The 25,557-nt window shown below is 37.3% G+C and carries 19 protein-coding genes; 18 read left to right on the forward strand and 1 reads right to left on the reverse strand.

Annotation, left to right across the window (positions count from 1 at the left end):
* The first annotated feature begins 32 nt into the window (after positions 1-32).
* From AAA923_RS01425 to ribF, 9 genes are all read left to right on the forward strand, one after another.
* Complete coding sequence (locus AAA923_RS01425) at positions 33-4,334, forward strand: PolC-type DNA polymerase III (RefSeq protein WP_338214150.1); 4,302 nt, start codon at positions 33-35, stop codon at positions 4,332-4,334.
* A 118-nt stretch (positions 4,335-4,452) separates the two neighbouring features.
* Positions 4,453-4,926 (forward strand): ribosome maturation factor RimP, encoded by a 474-nt coding sequence (rimP, locus tag AAA923_RS01430; RefSeq protein WP_041501775.1) that lies wholly within the window; start codon positions 4,453-4,455, stop codon positions 4,924-4,926.
* Between the two features lie 10 nt (positions 4,927-4,936).
* Positions 4,937-6,163, forward strand: a complete 1,227-nt coding sequence (gene nusA / locus AAA923_RS01435) for a transcription termination factor NusA (protein WP_338214153.1) — start codon at positions 4,937-4,939, stop codon at positions 6,161-6,163.
* A 15-nt stretch (positions 6,164-6,178) separates the two neighbouring features.
* Positions 6,179-6,487 carry an RNase P modulator RnpM gene (gene rnpM / locus AAA923_RS01440; RefSeq protein WP_338214155.1) on the forward strand — a complete coding sequence of 103 codons (309 nt, stop codon included), beginning with the start codon at positions 6,179-6,181 and terminating at the stop codon, positions 6,485-6,487.
* The gene (locus AAA923_RS01445; protein WP_041501777.1) at positions 6,487-6,783 is read left to right on the forward strand and encodes a L7Ae/L30e/S12e/Gadd45 family ribosomal protein; all 297 of its coding nucleotides are present in this window, start codon (positions 6,487-6,489) and stop codon (positions 6,781-6,783) included. Before rnpM ends, AAA923_RS01445 begins: the two co-directional genes overlap by 1 nt.
* A 13-nt stretch (positions 6,784-6,796) precedes the next feature.
* On the forward strand, positions 6,797-9,757 hold the full coding sequence (gene infB / locus AAA923_RS01450) for a translation initiation factor IF-2 (protein ID WP_338214158.1): 2,961 nt from the start codon (positions 6,797-6,799) through the stop codon (positions 9,755-9,757).
* Positions 9,758-10,214: 457 nt separating this feature from the next.
* Entirely contained in the window at positions 10,215-10,574 is a 360-nt protein-coding gene (gene rbfA, locus AAA923_RS01455; protein ID WP_338214160.1) for a 30S ribosome-binding factor RbfA, read from the forward strand.
* 454 nt (positions 10,575-11,028) lie between these two features.
* Positions 11,029-11,937, forward strand: a complete 909-nt coding sequence (gene truB / locus AAA923_RS01460) for a tRNA pseudouridine(55) synthase TruB (protein WP_338214162.1) — start codon at positions 11,029-11,031, stop codon at positions 11,935-11,937.
* A gap of 58 nt (positions 11,938-11,995) precedes the next feature.
* Positions 11,996-12,928 carry a riboflavin biosynthesis protein RibF gene (gene ribF / locus AAA923_RS01465; protein WP_338214164.1) on the forward strand — a complete coding sequence of 311 codons (933 nt, stop codon included), beginning with the start codon at positions 11,996-11,998 and terminating at the stop codon, positions 12,926-12,928.
* Between the two features lie 58 nt (positions 12,929-12,986).
* Here ribF and AAA923_RS01470 read toward each other — a convergent pair whose 3' ends face one another.
* Entirely contained in the window at positions 12,987-13,502 is a 516-nt protein-coding gene (locus AAA923_RS01470) for a hypothetical protein (protein WP_338214166.1), read from the reverse strand.
* Positions 13,503-13,679: 177 nt separating this feature from the next.
* Between AAA923_RS01470 and hrcA the strand changes: the two genes are divergently transcribed.
* The 9 genes from hrcA to AAA923_RS01515 all read left to right on the forward strand — a co-directional run bounded on the left by hrcA (position 13,680) and on the right by AAA923_RS01515 (position 25,495).
* Entirely contained in the window at positions 13,680-14,726 is a 1,047-nt protein-coding gene (gene hrcA, locus AAA923_RS01475; protein WP_338214169.1) for a heat-inducible transcriptional repressor HrcA, read from the forward strand.
* An 18-nt stretch (positions 14,727-14,744) separates the two neighbouring features.
* Complete coding sequence (gene grpE, locus AAA923_RS01480; RefSeq protein ID WP_338214171.1) at positions 14,745-15,308, forward strand: nucleotide exchange factor GrpE; 564 nt, start codon at positions 14,745-14,747, stop codon at positions 15,306-15,308.
* A gap of 46 nt (positions 15,309-15,354) precedes the next feature.
* Entirely contained in the window at positions 15,355-17,217 is a 1,863-nt protein-coding gene (dnaK, locus tag AAA923_RS01485) for a molecular chaperone DnaK (protein ID WP_338214173.1), read from the forward strand.
* A 124-nt stretch (positions 17,218-17,341) separates the two neighbouring features.
* Positions 17,342-18,478: a molecular chaperone DnaJ gene (dnaJ, locus tag AAA923_RS01490; protein ID WP_041501786.1), complete on the forward strand. Its 1,137-nt coding sequence runs from the start codon at positions 17,342-17,344 to the stop codon at positions 18,476-18,478.
* Positions 18,479-18,945: 467 nt separating this feature from the next.
* Entirely contained in the window at positions 18,946-20,790 is a 1,845-nt protein-coding gene (lepA, locus tag AAA923_RS01495) for a translation elongation factor 4 (protein ID WP_338214177.1), read from the forward strand.
* Positions 20,791-20,954: 164 nt separating this feature from the next.
* A complete protein-coding gene (locus AAA923_RS01500) occupies positions 20,955-22,265 on the forward strand; it encodes a dihydrolipoyl dehydrogenase family protein (RefSeq protein ID WP_338214179.1) in 1,311 nt (436 codons plus the stop codon).
* 65 nt (positions 22,266-22,330) lie between these two features.
* Complete coding sequence (locus AAA923_RS01505) at positions 22,331-23,173, forward strand: AraC family transcriptional regulator (protein ID WP_338214181.1); 843 nt, start codon at positions 22,331-22,333, stop codon at positions 23,171-23,173.
* Between the two features lie 89 nt (positions 23,174-23,262).
* Entirely contained in the window at positions 23,263-24,453 is a 1,191-nt protein-coding gene (locus tag AAA923_RS01510; RefSeq protein ID WP_338214183.1) for an MFS transporter, read from the forward strand.
* Positions 24,443-25,495: an alpha/beta hydrolase gene (locus tag AAA923_RS01515; RefSeq protein WP_338214185.1), complete on the forward strand. Its 1,053-nt coding sequence runs from the start codon at positions 24,443-24,445 to the stop codon at positions 25,493-25,495. Before AAA923_RS01510 ends, AAA923_RS01515 begins: the two co-directional genes overlap by 11 nt.
* Positions 25,496-25,557 lie beyond the last annotated feature (62 nt).

Raw genomic sequence — 25,557 nt, forward strand, 5'->3', positions numbered from 1 at the left:
TTAGGCCTTTTTTTATTTGTGAAGGGTAGAATATGTCAGATACAAAACAACTTTTTGAAATACTTGTTAAGCAAATTAAATTAGATAGTCTCTTAGAGTCACAGGATTCTTTTGCTGACGGTAAATTGAATAAGCTAGAAGTTCATAAGAGTAGTAAACGTTGGACCTTCTTTTTTGAGTTCACAGACGTTTTGCCATTCAATGAATTTTTGACTTTTGTCAAAGCGCTGAAAGCCAGTTTCGATGGAATTGCTCAAGTTAATTTTGAGATAACTACCACTAAAGCTGAATTAAGAGAAAAAGATATTAAGGATTATTGGAATTATGTTTTAAATGACTGTGGTGTTAATTCACCAATGGTTATCAGTCGAATCAGTCAAACACCACCATATATGCAAGATGGACACGTCTATTTTGATGTCTCCAATGATTTTATGGCTGATGTGATTGACGGCAGTTTGTTAAACGGTTTACAGGCTGAATACAGTAGTCTTGGTTTCCCTGACTTTAAGATTCGAACTAATATTGACCAGAACAAGTCACAAGAAAAAGAAGCTGCCATGAAAGCTGCTGCTGCGGAAAAGGCTAAAGAGTTCCAAGCAAAGGCTAAAGAAGTCAGCGAAAAGAAAGCTGCTAAACCAGTTGGTAATGTTTCGAAGGTCGGTCGTAAGATTCCTGATGATCAAGAAGTTACTCAAATGGTTGATATCATTGAAGAAGATCGTGGCAAGGTTGTTGAAGGTAATGTCTTTGACATTGATGTCCGTAAATTGAAATCTGGTCGTTCACTGTTGATTTTGAAAGTAACCGACTATACTTCTTCATTCAGTATCAAGAAATTCTCGAATGGCGAAGATGATGAAGCTTTCTTCAATTCACTCGACAAGGGTGCTTGGATCAGAGTTCGTGGTAGTGTTCAAGAGGATAATTTCTCACGTGAATTGGTTATTATGGCTCAAGATATCAATATTATTAAGCATGCTTCACGTCAAGATACTGCTGAAGATGGCAATAAACGAATTGAATTACACGCACACACTAATATGAGTCAAATGGATGCCATTCCTAGTGCCACTGATTTAATCAAACGTGCTAGTGACTGGGGTCAAACAGGGATTGCTATCACTGACCATCGTGCTTTGCAGGCCTTTCCAGAAGCTTATAATGCTGGTAAAAAGTTTGGCGTTAAGATTGCTTACGGTGTTGAAGTTGACCTAGTTGATGAAGGTAATCCAATTGCGTATAACTTACGAGACCAAAAACTCGAAGGTTCTGAATATGTAATTTTTGATACTGAAACAACTGGCCTATCAGCTGTTTACGATTCTATTATTGAAATTGGTGCTACAAAGATGAAAGATGGCGAAGTGATTGATCGATTTGATAAATTTATCAATCCCGGTCATCCATTGTCAGAGATAACAACCAACTTGACTAGCATCACGACTGAAATGGTTGAGAATGAACCTGACGAAAATGTTATTGTCGGCGAATTCATGGACTTTATCGGCGATGATATCTTGGTTGGACACAACGTTACCTTCGATATGGGTTTCATGAACGCCGCTTTGACTCGTATGGGACGTGACCGTTTGGCAATGCCAATTATCGATACGTTGGAAATGTCACGTACGTTGCATTCTGAATATCGTAATCATAAGTTGGATTCATTGGCTAAACGTTACAATATCGTTTTGGAACATCACCATAGAGCTGATTCTGATGCTGAGACAACTGGATACTTGATGTACAAGTTGTTTGATGAATTGGAAGATAAGTTTGGAACTAATAACGTTGAACAATTGAATGATCATATTGGTGGGGAAGAAGCTTATAAACAAGCTCGTCCAACTCACGCTGTTTTGTTAGCTAAGACACAAGCTGGTTTGAAGAATATGTTCAAAATTGTGTCTTACTCAATGACACAGTATTATTACCGAACAGCTCGTGTGCCAAGACGTTTATTGAACAAATATCGTGAAGGTATTATTGTTGGATCTGCCTGTGAGAATGGTGAAGTTTTCACAAGTATGATGCAAAAGGGATATGACGATACACGTGAATTAGCTCAATATTACGATTACTTGGAAGTTATGCCACGTTCGTTATATCAACACTTGATTGATATTAAGATTATTAAAGACGAAAATGCTTTGGAAGAAATTTTGAAGAATATCGTTAAATTGGGTAAGGAATTGAATAAGCCTGTTGTCGCAACGGGGGATGTTCACTATTTGGATGATCATGACAAAGTTTACCGTGATATTGTCATCAAAGCGGTTAAGAGTAATGCTTTGGGTCGTCGTCCTGAATTACCTGATGTTCAATTTAGAACTACTAATGAAATGTTCGATGAATTTAATTATATGGATCAGGCGACTGAACAAGAAATTATTGTTGATAATCCTAAGAAAATCATGGATTCAATTGATGAAATTTCTCCGGTTAAAGACAAACTTTACACTCCTAAAATGGAGGGTGCCGAAGATGAAATTAAGAATTTAACTTTGAACAAAGCTCATGAACTTTATGGTGATCCACTACCTGAAATTGTTCAGGAACGAATGGATAAAGAGCTAAAAAGTATCATTGGTAATGGTTTCTCAGTTATTTATTTGATTTCACAACGTTTGGTTTACAAATCTAATAAAGATGGATACTTGGTTGGTTCCCGTGGTTCCGTTGGTTCCAGTTTCGTTGCTACCATGACTGGAATTACCGAAGTTAATCCGCTACCACCACATTATCGTTGTCCTAAATGTAAGTATTCCGAATTCTTTACTAAAGGTGAAGTTGGTTCAGGATATGACTTGGATGATAAAAAATGTCCTAAGTGTGGTACTGAGTTGGAAAAAGATGGTCAGGATATTCCGTTCGAAACCTTCCTTGGTTTCAAGGGTGATAAGGTTCCTGATATCGATTTGAACTTCTCTGGTGACTACCAACCAGTAGCCCACAATTATACAAAAGTATTGTTCGGGGAAGACCACGTGTTCCGTGCTGGTACCATTGGTACAATTGCTGATAGAACAGCTTTTGGTTACGTTAAGAACTATCAAGAATTGACTGGTAAGAATCTTCGTAATGCTGAAGTTGAACGTTTAGCTATCGGCTCAACTGGTGTTAAACGAACAACTGGACAACATCCGGCCGGAATCATCGTTGTGCCAGATTACATGGACATTTTTGATTTCACGCCAATTCAATATCCAGCTGATGATCAGTCAGCTCTTTGGAAAACAACTCACTTTGATTTCCACTCAATCCATGATAATATCTTGAAACTCGATATTTTGGGACATGATGATCCCACAATGATTCGTATGTTACAAGATTTGTCAGGCATTGATCCTAAGTCATTGCCAGTTAAAGATCCTGAAGTTATGGAACTCTTTAGAAGTACTGAATCCCTTGGTGTTACACCAGAACAGATTTTCTCAAAGACTGGTACATTAGGAGTTCCAGAATTTGGTACTCGTTTTGTTCGTGGAATGCTTGAGAAAACTCATCCAACAACTTTTGCCGAATTGCTACAAATTTCTGGATTATCACATGGTACTGATGTGTGGTTAGGAAATGCGGAAGAGTTGATCGACAAGGGTATTGTTACTTTGAAGGAAGTTATTGGTTGTCGTGATAATATTATGATGGATTTGATTCACTATGGTATGGATTCACAGATGGCTTTCCAAATTATGGAGCACGTTCGTAAAGGTCGTGGTATTCCAGACGATTGGAAACAAGCAATGAAGGATGCTGATGTTCCTGATTGGTACATTGATTCATGTTTGAAGATTAAGTACATGTTCCCTCGAGCTCACGCGACAGCCTACATTATCATGGCGCTTCGAATTGCTTACTTTAAGGTTCACTACCCACTTTATTATTACAGTGCTTACTTCACAGTTCGTGCTGATGATTTTGACCTCGTTTCAATGACAACTGGTAAAGATGCTGTCAAAGCAGCGATGAAGGAAATCAATGATAAAGGGATGGATGCTTCAACGAAAGAAAAGAATTTGTTAACTGTGTTAGAATTAGCTAATGAGTGTTTGGAACGTGGTTTCAAGATTAAGATGGTCGATATCGAAAAATCTGATGCTTTTGAGTTCAAGATTATCGATGATAAGACACTTTTGGCACCATTCAATGCCATTCCTGGTCTGGGTGATAACGTTGCTAAACAAATCATTGCCGCTCGTGAAGAAAAACCTTTCTTATCTAAACAAGATTTGAGTACTCGTGGTAAGGTTTCGAAGACGGTTATCGAATATATGACTGAAAATCATGCTTTAGATGGTATGCCGGAAGAAAATCAGCTATCATTATTCTAGTATGGTTGTTATAAGTTGATTTAAATAGTAATATATGTTAAATTAACTACTAGTTAATTATTGATTAATGAGTGAGCAGAGATGCTCACTCTTTTTATTGCCGAATTACTTTGGAGGAATGTCCTTGGATACAAAAGTTGAAGAATTAAAAGCCATTTTACAGCCTATTTTAGATAAGCATGATTTCTTTCTTGTTGATCTAGAATTTGTCCACGAGCGTGGAGACTGGTATTTAAGAGTTTATGCTGATAAAAAGGGCGGCATCAACATTGATGACTGTGCCGTTATTAGTGAAGAATACGGAGAAAAGCTGGATGAATTGAATCCAATCGATCCAGCATATTACCTAGAGGTTTCATCTCCAGGTGCCGAACGTCCATTAAAGAATGACGAAAGTCTTTCTGATTATGTGGATGATTATATTCATGCATCTCTATATCAAAAACAAGATGGTCAAAAAGCTTTTGAAGGAACATTGAGTGAAGTAACAGATGACAAGATAACTTTGATTGTTAAAGTTAAGAATTTAAAGAAACAAGTAGAAATTAGCCGCGATAACATTGCTAAGCTTCGACTTGCAATCGAATTCTAAGGAGAAAATCATGAGTAAAGAAATGGTTGAGGCCCTCGATGCGCTTGAAAGCGAAAAGGGTATTAAAAAAGAATATGTGATTGAATCACTCGAAGCCGCTCTAGTAGCTGCTTATAAAAGAAATTACAACCAAGCCCAAAACGTTGATGTTGAATTTGACGCCAAAAAGGGTAATATACATGTTTATGCAGTTAAAGAAGTCGTTGAAGAAGTTGTTGATGATCGTTTAGAGGTTAGTCTCGAAGATGCACAACAAAAGAGCAAGGGTTACGAAATCGGCGATCATATCAAAGAAGAGGTTACACCTAAAGATTTCGGACGTATTGCAGCCCAAACTGCTAAGCAAGTAATCATGCAAAGAGTTCGTGAAGCTGAACGCGATATCATCTATAATGAATATAGCCAATATGAACACGAAATCATTCAAGGTACCGTTGAACGTAGTGATAGTAGATATGTTTATATCACTTATGGTCGTATCGAAACAGTTATGCCTAAAGCTGATCAAATGCCTGGTGAAACATACAATTCTCGTGATAGAATTCGTGTTTACGTTACTAAGGTTGAAAATGCTACTAAGGGACCTCAAGTGTTCGTTTCTAGAACTGATCCAGGTTTGGTAAAGCGTTTGTTCGAACAACAAGTTCCTGAAATTTATGATGGAACAGTTGAAATCGTCTCAATCGCTCGTGAAGCCGGGGACAGAACTAAGATTGCTGTTAAGTCAGACAATCCAGACGTTGACCCAGTTGGTACATGTGTTGGACCTAAGGGCTCACGTGTTCAAGCTGTTGTTGATGAATTAAACGGTGAAAACATTGATGTTGTGCCTTACGTTGATGACCCAGTAGACTTCATTGCTAACGCTTTGAACCCTGCTGAAGTTATTGCTGTGCAATTTGATGATGACGATAAGAAACAATGTATCGTTATCGTACCTGATTATCACTTGTCATTGGCAATTGGTAAAAAGGGTCAAAACGCCCGTTTAGCTGCTAAGTTAACTGGCTATAAGATTGATATCAAACCGGAATCACAAGTTGAATTTGTGGATGACAACGATCAAGATGTAAATCTTGCTGATGTTGAGAGTGGTAAAATCGATATTGAAAAGACACGTGAAAATGCAGCTAATGCGGATGACGCAAAGAATCCAGCAGCTGAAGATTCAAATGACGATTCAGACGATGATGCAACTGACACAGATACACCTGATTCAACTGATTCAGAAAATTAAAAAGGGGTGATGGATTTGGCAACTCGTAAGATACCAATGCGTAAAGATATTTTGACAAACAAGATGTATCCAAAAAGAGAAATGGTAAGAATTGTCAAAGATAAAGAAGGCAACATTTCAATTGATTCTACCGGAAAAAAGCCCGGTCGCGGTGCTTACGTTGGTCTGGATCCTGAAGCCATTAAAAATGCTAAGTCAAAGAAGTCTTTAGAAAAAGTCTTCTCACATGCAGTACCAGAGACTTTTTATGATGAACTATTCGACTTTGTCGATCATCAGAAAGCTAGAATGGATCTCTTCGGAGATCTAGGTAAGAAACATTAATGAAATCTTTCTTAAATTTTTTAGGCATTGCCGTCAGAGCACGAAAAGTTATTAGTGGAACTGAGTTAACAATTAATGGAATTCGTAATGGTGAAGTTAAGTTGGTAATTATGGCTTCAGATTGTAGTCCACGTACAAAAAAAGATTTGCACAACAAGGCAAGTTATTATAATGTACCTGTGATAGATACAATAAGTAGTAATGACATAAAAACAGCTATTGGAAAAGACAGAAAAGTTATGGGAATAACAGATCTCGGATTTGCTAAAAGGTTAAAAGAATTTATGGACAATTAAGGAGAGTGATAGGATGGTCAAAAAGAGAATTTATACTATTGCAAAAGAAAATAGTGTTGAGAATCAAGTAGTATTAGATGCCGCCAGTAAATTAGGTATCGACGTTAAGAACCATATGTCATCAGTAGATGAAGGCACAGAGAAGAAGATTGTAAGTAGTTTAAAGGGTGGTAGCAAACCAGCTGCAAAGGCTGTATCAAAGCCTGCAACAAGACCAGCTGCAAAGCCATCAAAACCTGCAACACATCAAACACAATCATCAAGACCTGCACAACCTGCAAAAGCCGGTGAAAAACACGAAGGTAGTAATCACAATTCTGGTGATCACAAAACTAAGATTAAGATTACTGCTGTAAGAAGAGATGCTAATAAGGGTAACGGTCACTTTGACCATCGCAACAACAATCACACATCCAATGGTAATCGTCCAAACAGCAATAATTCGAATACTAACCATCGTACTAACAACACTACTGCTAATGCTAATAGTAATAACAGAAGCGACAACCGTAATACCCCATCACGTGATAACCGTAGTAACGATAACCGCAATAATAACGGAAATCGTAACAACAATACAAACAACCGTAACAACAATAATAACCGCAATTCACAATCACGTGATAACAGAAACCGTAACAACAATAACCGACGTGATCGTTCTAACGGCACTCAATCACAAGCACCACGTCCAACACAAAGTGCTGGTAACAAGTATCTAGAACAATTTAAGACAAACATCGCTGATGCAAGTCGTATTCCTAGTCATCCAACTAGAAATAACAATAATCGTCCTAATAATCGCAACAATAGTAGCGATAATACTCACAGAAATAATCAGAACAATCACCGTCCTAATACAAACAACAATGGCGAAAACCAAAGTCGTTTTAACAGAAACAATAATAACAACCATAACAATAGCAATAACCGTAACAACAATAGCCAAAATAACAACCAAAACAGAAGACCAAACAATAACAACAATGTAGCTGCTAAGGCTAAGGAGACTCCAAAGTCAACTGTAGCTCATGTTGAAGTTCCAAAGCCAGAATACAAGAAGGCAAAACCAACTAATAACAACCGTGACTTTGGCCACAAGATGAACCTTGCTAATCCATTTGGTAGTCGTCGTAAGAAGAAGGAACGCAAGCGTCAACAACGTCAACGTACCGAACCTAAGAAGCCAATGCCACAAAGAAAAGAACGTCCATTGCCAGAAACACTTACTTATACAGTAGGTATGAACGCTCAAGATATTGGTAAGATCCTTCACAGAGAACCAGCTGAATTAGTTAAGAAGCTATTCATGCTTGGTATTATGATCAACCAAAACAAGTCATTAGATAAAGATACTATTGAATTGTTGGCCGAAGATTATGGTATTAAGGCTGAAGAAAAGGTTCAAGAAGATGTTGCCGATATCGACAAGTACTTCGATACTGAAGCTAACAATGCAGATAACCTTGTTACACGTCCACCCGTTGTTACTATCATGGGACACGTTGATCATGGTAAGACTACATTGCTTGATCACTTGAGACATACACACGTTACAGCTGGTGAAGCTGGTGGTATTACTCAACATATCGGTGCTTATCAAGTACGTCTTAAAGATAGATTGATTACATTCTTGGATACTCCAGGACACGCTGCCTTTACAAATATGCGTGCTCGTGGTGCTGATATCACTGATATCGTTATCCTAGTTGTTGCAGCTGACGATGGTGTTATGCCACAGACTATTGAAGCTATAAACCATGCTAAGGCCGCAAATGACCCTATCATCGTAGCTATCAATAAGATCGATAAGCCGGGTGCTAATCCACAACACGTTACTGAAGAACTTATGAAGTATGACCTTGTTCCTGAAAGTTATGGTGGAGATACTATCTTTGTTAATATTTCAGCCAAAATGGGAACAAACATCGATGAATTGCTAGAAATGATCTTGCTTGAATCTGATGTTTTGGAATTGAAAGCTAACCCTGAACAAAAAGCTATCGGTACTGTTATCGAAGCTAAGTTGGACAAGGGCCGTGGACCTGTTGCTACATTGCTTGTACAACAAGGTACATTGCATGTTGGAGATCCAATCGTTGTTGGTAATACCTTCGGTCGTGTTAGAACAATGACAAACTACAACGGTAAAGACATTGAAGATGCTAAGCCATCAGAGCCAGTCGAAGTTACTGGTCTAAATGATGTGCCAGAATCAGCTGATAAGTTCGTTGTCTTCGATGATGAAAAGACTGCTCGTGCAGCTGGTGAGGAACGTGCTAGTCGTGCCCTTCAAAAGGAACGTCAAAACACAAATCCTGTTACACTTGATAACTTATTCGAAACAATGAAAGAGGGAGAACTTAAACAAGTCGACGTTATTATTAAAGCCGATGTACAAGGTTCTGCTGAAGCCATTGCCGGAAGTTTGAAGAAGATTGAAGTTAAGGGCGTTCGTGTCAATATTATTCACTCTGCCGTTGGTGCTATTACTGAAAGTGATGTTAACCTTGCTTCTGCAAGTAATGCTATCATCATCGGATTTAATGTTCGTCCAACAGCTCAAGCTAAAGTACAAGCTAAGGATGAAAATGTTGATATTCGTCTACACAGAGTTATTTACAAGGCTATCGATGAGATTGAAGCAGCCATGAAGGGTATGCTTGAACCTGTCTATGAAGAAAAGATTACTGGTAACTTAACAGTCCGTGAAACATACAACGTTTCTAAGATTGGTACAATTGCTGGTTGTTACGTTGATAGTGGTAAGATTCAACGTGATAGTGGTGTTAGACTTGTTAGAGATGGCGTAGTTGTCTACGAAGGCAAGCTTGCTTCACTTAAACGTTTCAAGGACGACGTCAAAGAAGTTGGTTCAGGATTTGAATGTGGTATCACAATCGAAAACTACAACGATATTAAGATTGGCGACGAAGTTGAAGCTTACGTAATGGAAGAAGTTCCTGTAAAGTAAACTCGTAATTTAAATGATAATTAAAATAAAGTCACGATGTTTAATAAACATTTTGACTTTATTTTTTTGAAATCATGATGTGATATAATCAAGCAGTGATGAATAAATAGAGAATTACTGGCAAAACATGTAGCGTTAGTTAGGTTTGCCGTCTCCAGATCTGATAGTATTCTACTGCTGTGCGGACCGGCCCGAGCCAAAGAGCGGTCTCGAACCTCGGTTTGAAGCCTTACCAAAAATCGGTAAGTCTCCAAACACGCCTGGTGGTGTAATGGCTAAAGCCATAACGCCACTTCCACGGCAGATAAATACTATCAAATCTTCCGACTAGATTTTTTATAGGTTGAGTATAAAAATATTCAAAATGTTGAATATAATTAAAACCGATATTTAAAGCGAATTATTAACTAACACCATATATTGAAATAGATATATTAAATAACGTAGGAGGTACGATATGGTTAAACATCGTATTGGTCGTGTGGAACAAGAAATTCAAAAAGAAGTTAACGATATTCTTTTGAAACGTGTTCGTGATCCAAGAGTTCAAGGTGTAACAGTTACAGGTGTTGAAATGACAGGTGATTTGCAACAAGCAACCATCTATTACAGCATCCTTTCAGAAAAAGCTAGTGATGTTGAAAAGACACAAGCGGGTTTGGATAAAGCTAAAGGCTTGATCAGACGTGAGCTTGGTCAAAAATTAACTTTGTACAAAGTTCCTGAATTGGAATTCAAACAAGATCAATCAATTCGCTATGGTGAAAAGATTGATAAGTTGATTGCTAAGTTACATCAAGACGAAGCTAATCATTAATTAATTGGAGTATGCCGTTTTCAGAGTAGAGAGTATCCATCTTTGGAAACTATAATAAAATTACGAATTTTAGTTTTGAATCAAAATAAAAAATCAGGTTTTCTTAGATAAAATATCTAGGAACTCCTGATTTTTTTGTTTTAATTAAGTATGACGTCGGAAGAGCTGGAAAATATTCTCAAGCTGTGCGGAACGGTCCGAGCCAAAGTTCGGTCTCGAACCACAGCACACAAATATTTCCCAGCTCTTCCGACTAATTAATCGTTATTAGTTGAGTGTAAAAGTATTTAAGATGTTTTAGGATATGAAATGTTTATAGTAGGTTATCAACCTAGCATGTGGGCTCCAACACTGACACCCGCATGCGGCAATCGCCAAATAACACAATCCTCTACCTTTTTCTCCCAAATACTAGTAAAATTATTGATGATATTACACAGATACGGAGATTATTATGGACGGAGTAATTCCATTAAATAAAGAAATCGGACAAACTAGTTCTGATTATGTTTACAAACTAAGAAAAATACTACATACAAGAAAAATTGGCCACACAGGGACACTAGACCCACTAGTCAATGGGGTTTTACCAATTTGTGTGGGACAGGCAACTAAACTGGTAAACACGCTGACAGGCTCTCCTAAAGAGTATGAGGGTGAAATAACCTTAGGCAAGTCGACAACTACTGAAGATCGTGAAGGGGAGACTGTTGACGAACAAAAATTAGCTAAGCCTTTTACGATAGATGAATTGAACCCAATTTTTGAAAAGATGACTGGGGATTTAACGCAGATTCCACCAATGTTTTCTGCCGTTCGAGTAAATGGGAAGAAACTTTATGAATACGCTCGAGCTGGACTTGAAGTTGAACGTCCAGAAAGACATATTCATATTTATGACTTTCACATTATGGGTGAACCTGTTTTTGACGAGACAACTGGTTATCAGACTGTCAAATTTCACGTTAAGTGTTCAAAAGGAACTTATGTTAGAACACTAGCAGTTGAATTTGGTCATATGCTTGGACTACCAGCTTTTATGTCACAATTGACACGTGTTAAGAGTGCGGGTTTTCCTATTGAAGAGACTTTCACACTTGGTCAAATATCAGACATGATGGATAACGAAGACTACAGTTTTTTGAGATCAATTGATGATGTGTTAACAGATGTTCCTAGTTATGAATTGAATGACGAAGAGTGGGAAGTTCGCGTATTGCACGGGGGATTCTTGGAAAATGTTGATTCTGACAAAACTAAGCAATTACGTGTGCAAAGGGGCGGCGTTACGAAAGCCCTTTACAAGTATGATAAAGTAAGAGATATGTGGATTCCTGATTTGATGTTATTGAAAAATAACTAAATATTAGTAATTTATAAAACAGTTAATGTTAACTTAATATAAATAAAAGAGATAAAAAATGCAGATTATAAACGTTAAACATCCGTTATTGGAACAACAACGCCCAGCAAGTGACACCGTCTTGATAATGGGATTCTTTGATGGTGTGCACTTAGGACATCAGGCAGTAATTAAAACTGGTGTTGAATTAGCTCAAAAGCATCATCTCAAAGCTACTTTGATGACGTTTGACTGTTCTCCAAGAACGATTTATCAACATGAAACAAATTTTAAGTATTTATCAACTATGCAACGTAAAGCTGAATTGGTAGAACAATTAGGGGTCGATTACCTTTTTTTTGTTCACTTTACTGATGATTTTGCTCACCTAAAGCCGCAAGATTTTGTTGATCAGTATATGGTCGGTCTCAAGGCTAAGTTTGTTGTAGCTGGATTTGACTATACTTATGGCAAAAAAGATATTGCCAATATGCAGAATTTGCCAAATTACGCGCAAGGACGATTTGAAACAGTTACTGTTCCTGAGCAATTGATTGATGGCCAAAAGATTGGCTCAAGTGCTATCAAAGAGTTTATTTTGCAAGGTCATATCGGTACTGCAAATGAATTCTTAGGGTACACCTATCAAAATCAAGGAACCGTTATTCATGGCTTACAAAGAGGACGGACACTAGGTTATCCTACAGCCAACCTTGCAGTCGATGGGTCACAAGTAATTCCAGCTATTGGTGTTTATGCCACACGAATAAAGATTGACGGTGTTTGGTACAATGCAATGACATCAGTTGGTTATAATGTGACATTTAAAGAAAATACTGGTGTAACGATTGAAACTAATATTTTCGACTTTGATCGAGACATTTATGGCAAACACGTCGCTATTGAGTGGGTTCACTATTTACGTGGCGAGGTTAAATTTGACGATGCTGATGGTTTGGTTAAACAGTTGGAACTCGATAAGAAAAATTCTATTAAAGCCTTAAAAAAGTAAAATAATACCCTGTAGCGCAATATTGGCTGCAGGGTATTTGTTAATTCAATTCAAATAATTAAAACAATTGGGAATCAATAGCTCGAGTAATTTGAGTTTTGGGTAATGCTCGATGTTCTTCTAAAATCTTGTCTTGCTTATTTAATTCATTCAAAAGGGCAGCGATTGTTGGATTGGTTTTGGACATTTTTTCAATTTGTTCCATTCTGACTGCTTGGTCGTATTCCTTATTTAACTGCTTGAAAATAAGCTCACGGTTGGTCAGTTCCTTGTGTACGCCATATGCTTGTCCTTCACGATGCATAAGCTGCTCTTTAGTAATAACTGCCAATATTGGACGAGTAGCACGGTCAGCGTGCTCGTTGATGTCAACTTCAGTAACAACAGCAGGAACAACGACCGTGTCATTGTATCCAGAATTAGGAACAATGACTAAATCATCAACGTTAACTTTGAAGCCACGGCTAACATAACTGTATTGATCTCCAGAAGTTAAAATGTCCCAAGGCTTTTCGAGAAGTTCTTCGTAGGATCTGGAAGCAAGAAATTTCACACCAATAATTTGATTGAGCATAATTTACCTCGTATTGATTTGATTTTTCCTAAATCTTACCATAGAATGCCGATTTTAAAATAATCGCGGAAAAATTAGAAAAATTGAGCGTGCATACTTGACACTAATAGGATAGATTGTTATATTTTACATTGTTAGCACTCAGGTATGAATAGTGCTAAAAAGGAGGACGGTATAATGCTATCACAACGTCAAGATGCAATCTTGAGAGAAGTCGTGCGCATATTTACAGATACCGGCCAGCCGGTTGGTTCGAAGACATTGATGAATGAATTACCTTTCCATGTAAGTTCTGCGACAATCAGAAATGAAATGGCAATGCTAGAGGAAGTCGGTTATCTCGAGAAAACCCATCTTTCATCTGGTAGAATTCCTTCAGCGATGGGATATCGCTATTATCTTGATCATTTGGTACAGCCTACGAGCGTACCACAAGATATTGCGCAGAGAATTGACGACGATTTTGGCAAAACGTATCACCAGATTGATGATATTATTGAACAATCCGCCAAGATCTTATCTCATCTGACCAGTTACACAGCTATCACTTTAGGTCCAGAGAGCAGTTCAATCCTTTTAACAGGTTTTAGAATTGTTCCTTTGAACCCACATCAACTTATGGCAATCATCGTTACAAGCGATAATAATGTTGAGAATAATATCTATACAATAGATGACGATTTTGATACTTCTTTAATTGAAAAAATTGTTAACATCGTGAACGACAAGTTAGTTGGACAACCATTACCAAAGGTTATTCAAATGTTGCACAACGATGTACCAGCAATTCTTTCCGAGTACATGTACTCATCCGACGGTTTGTTGGATATGATGGATCAGCTTTTCAAAAAGGCTGGTTCCGAGAAGTATTATGTCGACGGACAATTGAATCTTTTGAATTATGCAAACAATGATGATTTATCACAAGTTCAATCACTATTTTCAATTATGAATCAGAGTACTGATTTGAGAAAACTGCTTGATCCTAGCATTTCTGATGACGGCATTCGTGTTCGTCTCGGAAGTGAATTAGGTAGTGATGCGTTGAAAAATTACAGTATCATCACTGCGAATTACGATGTCGGTAACCATGGTAAGGGTGTTATTGCCTTGCTTGGTCCACAGACGATGCACTATTCACAATTGATTGGTTTGCTCGGAGAATTTAGAGTTGAATTAGCCAAACGACTAATTGATTATTATTCAAGGTATGATGATTCTTGAAATTTTTAGGAGGAAGTAATGGCAGATAAAGAAACAGACCAGGATTTGAAGACTTCTAAAAAAGAAGCAGCTCCAAAGACTGATGAAAAATCAGCTAAAACAAAACAGGCTGAAAAAATCGATCCCAAAGATAAAGAAATTGCGGATTTGAAGAAAAAGAATTCCGACTTAGAAGATAATCTTTTAAGAAGCCAAGCAGAAATGCAAAATATGAATAAGCGTCATAGCAAGGAAGTCGCTGACATCCTTAAATATGACGGTCAAAAATTGGCGACTGAAATTCTACCTGTTTTGGATAATCTTGAACGTGCTTTGAGTGTTGAAGCTGACGATGATGCCAGCAAACAACTTAAAAAAGGTATTGAAATGGTTCAACAACACATGGTTAAAGCATTTGAAAATAATCATGTGACAGCGATTGACAATGTTGGTGAAAAGTTTGATCCAACATTTAGTCAAGCCGTTCAAACTGTTCCAGCCGATGATAAGCATGCTAAGGATACAGTTGTACAAGTTCTTCAAAAGGGTTACAAACTTGAAGATCGTGTACTTCGTCCAGCAATGGTTGTTGTTGCACAATAAAGTAAAATAAATTAATAAATATAAAAAATAAAAGAGGTTTAGGTTTATGTCTAAAGTTATTGGTATTGATTTGGGTACTACAAACTCTGCTGTAGCCGTTCTTGAAGGTGGCTCTCCAAAGATTATTACTAATCCAGAAGGCGCAAGAACAACTCCTTCAGTTGTTGCTTTTAAAGATGGTGAAATTCAAGTTGGTGAAGTTGCAAAGAGACAAGCAATCACTAACCCAGATACAGTTTCATCAATCAAGCGTCACATGGGTGAAGCAGGTTACAAAGTTACTGTAGCCGGCAAGTCATACACACCACAAGAAATTTCAGCATTCATTTTGCAACACATCAAGAAGTTCTCAGAAGACTACTTAGGTGAAAAAGTTACAGATGCTGTTATCACAGTTCCTGCATACTTCAACGATTCACAAAGACAAGCTACTAAAGATGCTGGTAAAATTGCTGGTTTGAACGTTCAACGTATCGTTAACGAACCAACAGCTTCAGCACTTGCTTATGGTCTAGATAATGATAAGGGTGACGAAAAAGTCCTTGTTTATGACCTTGGTGGTGGTACATTTGATGTTTCTGTACTTCAATTGGGCGATGGCGTCTTCGAAGTACTTTCAACAAATGGTGATACACATCTTGGTGGTGATGACTTTGACCAAAAGATCATCGATTGGTTAGTTGAACAATTCAAGGCTAAGAATGGCGTTGATTTGAGTCAAGACAAGATGGCTTTACAACGTTTGAAGGATGCCGCTGAAAAGGCTAAGAAAGACTTATCAGGTGTTGCTCAAACATCAATCAGTCTTCCATTTATTTCATCAGGTGCCAATGGCCCACTTCACTTGGAAGAAACTTTGACACGTGCTAAATTCGATGAATTGACATCAGACCTTGTTGAAAGAACAAAGATTCCTGTTGACAACGCATTGAAGGATGCTAACTTAACAAATTCTGACATTGACAAAGTTATCTTAAATGGTGGTTCAACACGTATTCCTGCTGTTCAAGATTCAGTTGCTAAGTGGACTGGTAAAGCACCAGATCACTCAATCAACCCTGACGAAGCTGTTGCTTTAGGTGCTGCTATTCAAGGTGGTGTTATCTCTGGTGATGTTAAGGATGTTGTTTTACTTGATGTTACACCTCTATCACTTGGTATCGAAACAATGGGTGGTGTCTTCACTAAGTTGATCGATAGAAATACAACTATCCCAACAAGCAAGTCACAAGTATTCTCAACTGCTGCTGATAACCAAAACGCTGTTGATATTCACGTCTTACAAGGTGAACGTCCAATGGCTGCTGATAACAAGACTTTAGGTCGTTTCCAATTGACTGATATTCCTGCTGCACCTCGTGGCGTACCACAAATCCAAGTTACATTCGATATCGATAAGAACGGTATTGTTAATGTATCTGCTAAAGATATGGGTACTAACAAGGAACAAAAGATTACTATCAAGAGTTCATCAGGCTTGAGCGATGAAGAAATCGACAAGATGATGAAAGAAGCTAAGGAACACGAAGAAGAAGATAACAAACGTAAGGAAGAGGTTGACGTTAAGAACGACGTTGAACAAACATTGTTCGCTACTGACAAGACTCTAAAAGACGTTAAGGGTAAAGTTTCTGATGATGAAATCAAGAAGGCTCAAGATGCTCGTGATGCTTTGAAGAAAGCTCAAGACTCTGGTGATCTTGAAGACATGAAGAAGAAACGTGACGATTTGAATAAGATCGTTCAAGACCTTTCTGTTAAACTTTATCAAAAGGCTCAAGAAGCACAACAAGCTAGCGGCGCAAATGCTGATGGCGCAACTGGTTCAACTGATGGTAAGAAACCTAAAGACGACAATACCGTTGACGGTGACTTCTCAGAAGTAGATCCTGATAAAGATAAGAAATAATGATTGTGATAAAGAGCAGTGGTTTAATTACTAAAACCGTTTATGGTATAGTAAAAATAATAACTGCTCTTTTGAGCGTTAAAAAGGAATAAGACGTTTAGTCCTATTACATAAAGGTGATTTAATGGCAGATAAAAATCCATATGACGTACTCGGCGTTGATAAGAACGCTTCTGATGACGATATAAGAAAGGCATTCCGGAAACTTTCTAAAAAGTATCACCCCGACTTGAATAAAGCCCCTGATGCTGAAGCTAAGTTTAAGGAAGTTAATGCAGCCTACGAAATATTAAAAGACCCGCAAAAACGTGCTCAATATGATCAATATGGTTCTGCTGGTATGAATGGTGGTCAAGGTGGATTTGGCGGCTTCGGTGGCGGAGCTGGTTCTGATCAATTTGGTGGATTTGAAGATATCTTCAGCCAATTCTTCGGTGGCGGCGGTGCTGCTCGTCAAAATCCTAATGCCCCAAGACAAGGTTCCGACTTACAATATCGCATGGATTTAACGTTTGAAGAAGGAGTTTTTGGTAAGAAGACTAACATTTCCTACAATCGTGAAGAAGAATGTTCAACTTGTGATGGTTCTGGTGCAAAGCCGGGCACACATCCTGAAACATGTTCTAAGTGTCATGGTTCTGGTTTTGTTGAAGTCGATCGTCAAACTCCACTTGGCCGTATGCGTACAAGAGTTGTTTGTGATGTCTGCAATGGTACTGGTAAAGAAATCAAAGAAAAGTGCAACATTTGCCACGGTTCAGGTAAGGTAAATGAAAAGCACGAACTTAAGGTTACTGTTCCAGCTGGTGTTGAAGATGGACAACAAATGCGTCTTGATGGTCAAGGTGAAGCCGGAACTAACGGTGGACCTTATGGTGACTTGTACATCGTCTTTCACGTTGCTCCAAGTAAGGAGTTCAGACGTGACGGATCAACAATTTATGCATCAGTAAATATCAGTTTCCCACAAGCTACATTAGGTGATGATATCAAAGTCAACACAGTTCATGGACCTGTACAATTGAATATCCCAAGTGGTACTCAAACAGGTACAACTTTCAGACTTCGTGGTAAAGGTGCTCCCGTTCTAAACAGCAAGAGTATCGGTGACGAAAAAGTTACAGTTAATATCGTTACACCTCGTAAGTTGTCAGGCGAACAACGTAGTGCTTTGAAGAAATTCGCTGAAGCTGGTGGCGACAAGGTTAAAGAAAAAGATAGTAATTTTTTCAATAAGATAAAAGATGCTTTTAATGGCTAATAATTGAGAGTGGAACCAAACATGGTCAACTCTTTAAATTTGATATGAACAGGCACTGTAATCCAATTTTGAGGTTACAGTGCCTGTTTGAGTTAAGACAAAATTTTATATATGTTCATAGCCATATATCATACCTAATAGTGATTTATCAAAGTAATCGTTTGTCCACAACTTCAAAAATAAAACTAGTTGGAAGAGCTGAGAGTATTCAGCCACAGCGAAAGTGGCGTTATTGCTTTAGCAATTACACCACCGGGCGTGTTGGAGACTTGCCGATTCTGCAAGGATTCAACCGAGGTTCGAGACCGTACTTTGGCTCGGACCGTACCGCGCAAAAGATGAATACTCTCAGATCTGGAAACGGCATACTTTAATAAACTTTCAACCTTTAGTTGTATCTAGAACATCGGTGTACAATAGTGTAAAATAAACAGAATGAGAAAATTTCTGATAGAAGGGAACAATTTATGGATTTAGACCTCGATAAGTTAAAAGAAAGACAAAAAAGAATTCGTAATTTTTCTATCGTAGCGCATATCGATCATGGTAAATCAACGATTGCTGATCGAATTTTGGAAAGAACTAAGACAATATCAAAACGTGACATGAAAGCTCAAGTTCTGGATGACATGGACTTGGAACGTGAACGTGGTATTACAATCAAATTGAATGCGGTAGAACTTGAATATGAAGCAAAAGATGGACAGACTTACATCTTCCATTTAATCGACACCCCAGGACACGTGGACTTCTCGTATGAAGTCTCTCGTTCTTTGGCTGCCTGTGAGGGAGCTTTATTAGTTGTTGATGCTGCTCAAGGCGTTGAGGCTCAAACATTGGCTAACGCCTATTTAGCCGTTGATAATGATTTGGAAATTGTGCCAGTAATCAACAAAATCGATTTACCTTCTGCTGAACCAGACAAGGTTAAAGAAGAAATCGAAGAGACAATTGGAATCGACGCTGAATCGTCAATTTTGATGAGTGCTAAAACAGGTGTTGGTGTTGATGAATTATTGGAAAGAATCGTTTCCGATGTGCCAGCTCCAGTTGGTGACCTCGACAAACCACTTAAGGCTTTGATTTTTGATTCAGTCTATGACAGTTACCGTGGCGTTGTGTTGGACGTACGTGTCCGTGAAGGCGTTGTAAAGGTCGGAGACACGATTGAATTGATGAGTAATAAGAAGACCTTTGAAGTCACGGAAGTCGGTGTGATGTCTCCTAAGGCTGTTAAACGTGATTACTTGATGGCTGGGGATGTAGGTTATATTACTGCCAGTATCAAGACAGTTAAAGATACCCAAGTTGGTGATACTGTCACTTTGGCTGACAATCCAACCGATGAACCTTTAACTGGTTATCGTAAAAGTACACCAATGGTTTATGCCGGACTTTATCCAGTTGATAATGCTAAATATGAAGATTTACATGAAGCTTTGGACAAATTACAACTCAATGATGCAGCGCTAGAATATGAACCTGAAACTTCACAAGCATTAGGCTTTGGTTTCCGTGTTGGCTTCTTAGGATTATTGCACATGGATGTTGTTCAAGAACGTTTGGAACGTGATTTTGATCTTGAGTTGATTACAACCTCACCATCAGTTGATTATCATGTTACAACGACTGATGGCAATGAAGTAGTCGTGGATAATCCTGCCGAGTTACCAGATGCTTCTGAAATCAAAGAAGTCCGCGAACCATTTGTTAGAGCTGAAATAATGGTGCCTGAGGACTTTGTTGGACCAGTCATGGAACTTTGCCAACATAAACGTGGTGAGTTCGTGACAATGGATTATTTGGACAAATATCGTGTTAACGTTATTTACAAGTTGCCATTGTTGGAAATTATTTTCGATTTCTTCGATGATCTGAAATCAAGTACTAAAGGTTACGCTTCATTGGATTACGATGTTGAAGATTACGAACCAAGTGAATTGGTTAAGATGGATATTTTGCTTAATGGTGAACCAATCGATGCTTTGAGTTTTATCGTTCATAAAGATTTTGCTCAAAAACGTGGTCGTGACATTGTTTCCAAGTTGAAAGAAGTAATTCCAAGACAGATGTTTGAAGTTCCTATTCAAGCTGCTATTGGAAATAAAGTTGTTGCTCGTGCTAACGTTAAGGCTTATCGAAAGGATGTTACTGCCAAGTTGTATGGTGGTGATAGAACTCGTCGTGATAAGTTGCTTAACAAGCAAAAAGAAGGTAAGAAACGTATGAAGGAAATTGGCCGTGTTTCTGTGCCACAAGAGGCCTTCATGGCTGTTTTGAACCTTAACCGTGGTAAGGACGATAGTAAATAGTTTCCTGTCTCTGACTGGTGTTCATGTTTGATAGATGCTTCTGTTAAAACTCCAACTCGTTTATCAGTGGATGAGCATTCAATTATATAGAATATTCAATAAGTGCTTATAATGTAATCATTAGTGGTTACGTTATAAGTGTTTTTTTTGTTGGAGGAATTCATATGGAAAAATTTGATACGATTGTTATTGGTGCCGGTCCTGCTGGATTGGCTGCTGCTCATAATTTGAAGGGTAATGGGCAAAATGTTGCTATTGTGGAAAATAACCTTTGGGGTGGAACTTGTCCTAATCGTGGTTGTGATCCTAAAAAAGTCCTTTTGAGTGGCGTTGAAGCTCGTGATCGAGTTGCCCAGTTGCAAGGTAAGGGATTCGATGAGCTTCCTAATGTTAATTGGAAAGAACTTGAGGCTTTTAAAGAAACATTTACTGATCCTGTATCTAAAGGGAGTCGGGATGGTATCGTTAATGCCGGTATTACAGCTATTGATGGACAACCCAAATTTATTTCTGAAGATGAAATTGTTGTCAATGGACAGAATCATTACCAAGCTGAAAAATTTATTATTGCGACTGGTCAACGTCCTAGTTATTTGAATATCACGGGTAAGCAACATTTGTTGTCGAGTACTGATTTCTTGTCATTGAAGAAAATGCCCGATGATATTACGATTATTGGTGCTGGTTATATTGCTTTTGAATTGGCTACGATTGCTAATGCGACCGGGGCTAAAGTTCACATTATTCATCACAATGACCATCCTTTGAAGGAATTCAATGAAAATTATGCATTGGAACTAGTTAAGCAGTTGGAAGCAAAAGGCGTTGATTTCAATTTTAATATTGATACACAAGCGATTGAACAACAAGCTGATGGACGATATTCTATAACTGCGGATGGTTTTGAATTAACAACTGATTTGGTGATTGGTGCGACTGGACGTATTGCTAATACTGACTTTTTAGATTTAGAAAAAGCTGGCATTGAGTATACTCGTCACGGTGTTAAAGTTAATTCTAAGTTGCAGTCGACTAATGAAAATATTTATGCTATTGGGGATGTTGTTGGGACAAAACAACCTAAATTGACTCCTGTTGGTGGTTTTGAAGCAAATTATGTCAGTGATATTTTGACTGGTAAAACTGATAAAGATTTGGAGTTACCATTGATTCCAACTGTTGTCTATGGCAGTCCTAAACTTGCCAAGGTTGGTACACAAGAAGGTGCCAAAGTGGTCGATCAGGATGTTTCTGGTTGGTTCACATACAGCCATACTAATGATCCTAAGTCTAAGATTAGAATTGTTTTGAACGATAAGTCAGAAATTATCGGGGCAACATTACTTAGTAACAATGCCGATAGCATGATTAATTTGTTGACTATGGCAATTAAACGTCAGATGACACACGAGGATGTTATTAAAGAAATTATGGCTTATCCAACTGCTGCCAGTGATTTGGAATATTTGTTTTAATTTTGAAGATTGATTTAAAATGGATTGTGATGAATTGTTACAGTCTATTTTTTTGAGGTGAAAATATGTTTCGTCATGAACAAGTATCGACAAAGACTTTACCAGTTAAATTAGTAATTCATACTGAATATCTGGAAAGTCAAAACGTTTTACGCCATTGGCATCAGGCTCTAGAAGTAGATTATATCGTTCGGGGCAATGCCGAATTTGTAATTAGTGGAAAGAAAATTACAGCGAGTTCTGGTGATGTTTTAGTTATAAACCCAAATGAAATTCACTCGGTTCAACCATTAAAAATGATGAATGATACTTTATCATTAACATTTTTGTTTCCCCATGAATTTTTGCAGAGTGAATGGTCCTTGATTGATGATTGCTGGTTTAGACTGCCAGATGATTCCTCACAATTAACACTATTAAAACAGACATTATTGAATTATTATAAAAATTCCCAGACGAAGTCAGATGGGCAGAAACTATTATTGAAAAGTGAAATATATTTGATTTTATATTATTTATTTCATTATTTTTTAGAACCAAAATCGAAATTGATTAATTTACCAACTGTTCCAACTTTGCGTAAATTGGCAGGTGTGATTAATTTCATTAATAAACACAACTCGGATAATTTATCGCTATCCTTGATTGCAGATAATGCTCATTTGAGTGAAGGGTATTTATCAAGAACCTTCAAACAACAAATGGGTGAAGGAGTAATGGAATATGTCAATCTTATTAGACTAAAGAATGCGTTTGAAATTTTAACTAATACAGAAAAGGATATTGAAACTATTTCAGATCTGGCTGGTTTTGCAAATGTTAAATCTTTCAGAAGAATGTTTATGAAAATTTATAAAACAACTCCAGGTAAATATCGCAATCAATTAAAAGGTCATAAAATGACCTAAAAGAGGTTTATTTAAAGCGCTTACAGTAATCGCTTCCATAATATTATTAACTTGTCATCAAGATGAACAAGTTGAAGGAGTTATATATTATGGTGAAAGAAAGATCAAAATCGTTTATTTTTAAAATTGCATTGTTATCAATATCGATGTTATTAATGGCTGCACCTAATGTTGCAGCGGCAATTCCGTTAATGAGCAAAACTTTTACGGGACAATCTGCTTCAGCAATTGAAACAATATCGACAATTCCAAATTTAGGAATTATTGTAGGGATTTTTATAAGCAGTATTTTGACTAATTTTATGGGTCAAAAAAGAACAGTAATGCTTGGATTACTGGTTGCTTTGATTTTTGGTATTACACCAGTCTTCTCTAATAATTATTATATTGTCTTGATATCACGATTGTTGTTAGGATTCGGTATAGGTCTTTTTAATTCCTTGGCAATTAGTATGATTTCAGATTTTTACGAGGGCGATGAGCTTTCAACAATGATGGGGTTTCAAAATGCTGTTAATTCGTTAGGTAGTTCAGTGTTATCTTTTCTTGTTGGATATTTAATTGCTTTTGGTTGGCATGCAACGTTTTGGATATACGCCATCGCTCTTCCGATATTAATCGTTTTCAGTACTTTTATTCCAAATGTTAAAAATAAGACTAAGGAAAAATCAAAGGTATCGAAACATCAGCATGTTAATTTGTCGATCATTCTTATATCCATTTTAACTTTCTTTATTTACGTATTCTTCATGGTTGTGACTGTTAAATTGGCAGACCTTTTAACCTATAAGAATATAGGAACAGCCGGTCAAGCAGCGACAATATTAGGTGGATTTACATTGGTTTCAATGATAGTGGGACTATTTTATGGAATGATTCATAAAGTCCTAAAGAGTTTAATTTTGCCACTTGGTTTTTTAGTTATGACTGTTGGTTTCATGATTTTAACAAGTGCAAATACTTTGTCTGCAGTTACATCTGGTGTAATGATAATAGGTTTAGGATTTGCAGTGATTATTCCGTATATTTATACCATGATAAACGTTGTGGCTCCCGCAGGGTCAAAGAATTTGGCTTCATCAATTATGTTGATATTTACAAATATAGGCGTGTTTTTGTCACCAACGTTGATCAATTATTTATCAAGTTTCTTAGGTAATAGTCAACCTGATATGAATATGAGAGTTTGTGCGTTTGGTTTTGCAGCTTTATTCGTGGTTTCAACTATCGTATTGATTTATCAAAAGGTTTTTCAAGGAGGAAAAGCAATTGTTAAATAATTTAATGAAAAAGGTTAATGTTCAAAATACTGATTATCAAATGAAATTAGTTCCTGGTCTTGCGGATGAAGGATTACTCGATCCACAAGCTAAGAAAGAATTAGAAGGTTCAATTAAACAAACTGATACTGGTGATTTTGGTAGTGAAGTTACTCAAGATGTGAATGTTGAAGATATTCGTGCATCGATGGGATGGATGAAAGCTAATCATCAGAACCAACATGAATTGAAGATTGAAAACACTGAATTTAATAATGTTAAAGTTAGAGTTTATGTTCAAGAAAAATTAATTGATACTGATTTACCAGTAATTTTATTTATGCATGGTGGTGGATTCTTTGGCGGCAGTCTGGATAACGTTGAATTTCCATGCAGGGCTTTAGCTGATTTGGGGGATGTTAGAGTAATTTCAGTTGATTATGGGTTGGCTCCTGAACACCCATATCCACAAAATTTGCTTGATTGTTATCAAGTATTAAATTATATTGGACAACATAAATCACAATTGCATGTTAAGTCCATTACGGCAATGGGGGATTCTGCTGGTGGAAATTTAACGTATACTTTATCGTTATTAGACCGGCAAATGGGCACCAATTATATTGATAAAGCCGTTGCACTGTACCCTGTGACATATCAGGGTACAGATTCAAGGTTAAGAAATAAATTTGATGACCCTGAGCCTATAATTGCTAAAGAAGACCCCACCGAAATAAGAACGTATATTAATAATTTCAATGGCAGTTCAGGCTTGATTGGTAATTGGTATATCAGAAATAGTGATCCAGAAAGTATTTATATTTCACCACTAAATGCTTCAGAGGAGTTGCTCAAAAAATTACCTAAGACATTGTTCATGGTCGGGGAATTTGACCCATTGAGATTACAAGGCGAGGCATTTTATAATAAAGCTAAACTGGCTGGATGCGATATTACATATATTCGTTACAATGGGATGATTCATGCATTTATGGATAAAGTTGGTGATTTCCCACAAGCTGACGATTCATTAAAAGAAGCAATCAATTTTATATGTGATTAATAAAATTTTTGTATGCACGCTAAAAAAGAGAAACTCATTTGAGTTTCTCCTTTTTTTATAAA

The sequence above is a fragment of the Companilactobacillus muriivasis genome, assembly GCF_036246245.1.
Lineage (GTDB): Bacteria > Bacillota > Bacilli > Lactobacillales > Lactobacillaceae > Companilactobacillus > Companilactobacillus muriivasis.

Coding starts and splice junctions, on each gene's coding strand:
- lepA (WP_338214177.1), top strand. CDS start 18,946: ATGGATTTAGACCTCGATAAGTTAAAAGAAAGACAAAAAAGAATTCGT.
- dnaK (WP_338214173.1), top strand. CDS start 15,355: ATGTCTAAAGTTATTGGTATTGATTTGGGTACTACAAACTCTGCTGTA.
- dnaJ (WP_041501786.1), top strand. CDS start 17,342: ATGGCAGATAAAAATCCATATGACGTACTCGGCGTTGATAAGAACGCT.
- nusA (WP_338214153.1), top strand. CDS start 4,937: ATGAGTAAAGAAATGGTTGAGGCCCTCGATGCGCTTGAAAGCGAAAAG.
- infB (WP_338214158.1), top strand. CDS start 6,797: ATGGTCAAAAAGAGAATTTATACTATTGCAAAAGAAAATAGTGTTGAG.
- AAA923_RS01470 (WP_338214166.1), bottom strand. CDS start 13,502: ATGCTCAATCAAATTATTGGTGTGAAATTTCTTGCTTCCAGATCCTAC.
- truB (WP_338214162.1), top strand. CDS start 11,029: ATGGACGGAGTAATTCCATTAAATAAAGAAATCGGACAAACTAGTTCT.
- rimP (WP_041501775.1), top strand. CDS start 4,453: ATGTCCTTGGATACAAAAGTTGAAGAATTAAAAGCCATTTTACAGCCT.
- hrcA (WP_338214169.1), top strand. CDS start 13,680: ATGCTATCACAACGTCAAGATGCAATCTTGAGAGAAGTCGTGCGCATA.
- grpE (WP_338214171.1), top strand. CDS start 14,745: ATGGCAGATAAAGAAACAGACCAGGATTTGAAGACTTCTAAAAAAGAA.
- AAA923_RS01500 (WP_338214179.1), top strand. CDS start 20,955: ATGGAAAAATTTGATACGATTGTTATTGGTGCCGGTCCTGCTGGATTG.
- rbfA (WP_338214160.1), top strand. CDS start 10,215: ATGGTTAAACATCGTATTGGTCGTGTGGAACAAGAAATTCAAAAAGAA.
- ribF (WP_338214164.1), top strand. CDS start 11,996: ATGCAGATTATAAACGTTAAACATCCGTTATTGGAACAACAACGCCCA.
- AAA923_RS01445 (WP_041501777.1), top strand. CDS start 6,487: ATGAAATCTTTCTTAAATTTTTTAGGCATTGCCGTCAGAGCACGAAAA.
- AAA923_RS01510 (WP_338214183.1), top strand. CDS start 23,263: ATGGTGAAAGAAAGATCAAAATCGTTTATTTTTAAAATTGCATTGTTA.
- AAA923_RS01425 (WP_338214150.1), top strand. CDS start 33: ATGTCAGATACAAAACAACTTTTTGAAATACTTGTTAAGCAAATTAAA.
- AAA923_RS01505 (WP_338214181.1), top strand. CDS start 22,331: ATGTTTCGTCATGAACAAGTATCGACAAAGACTTTACCAGTTAAATTA.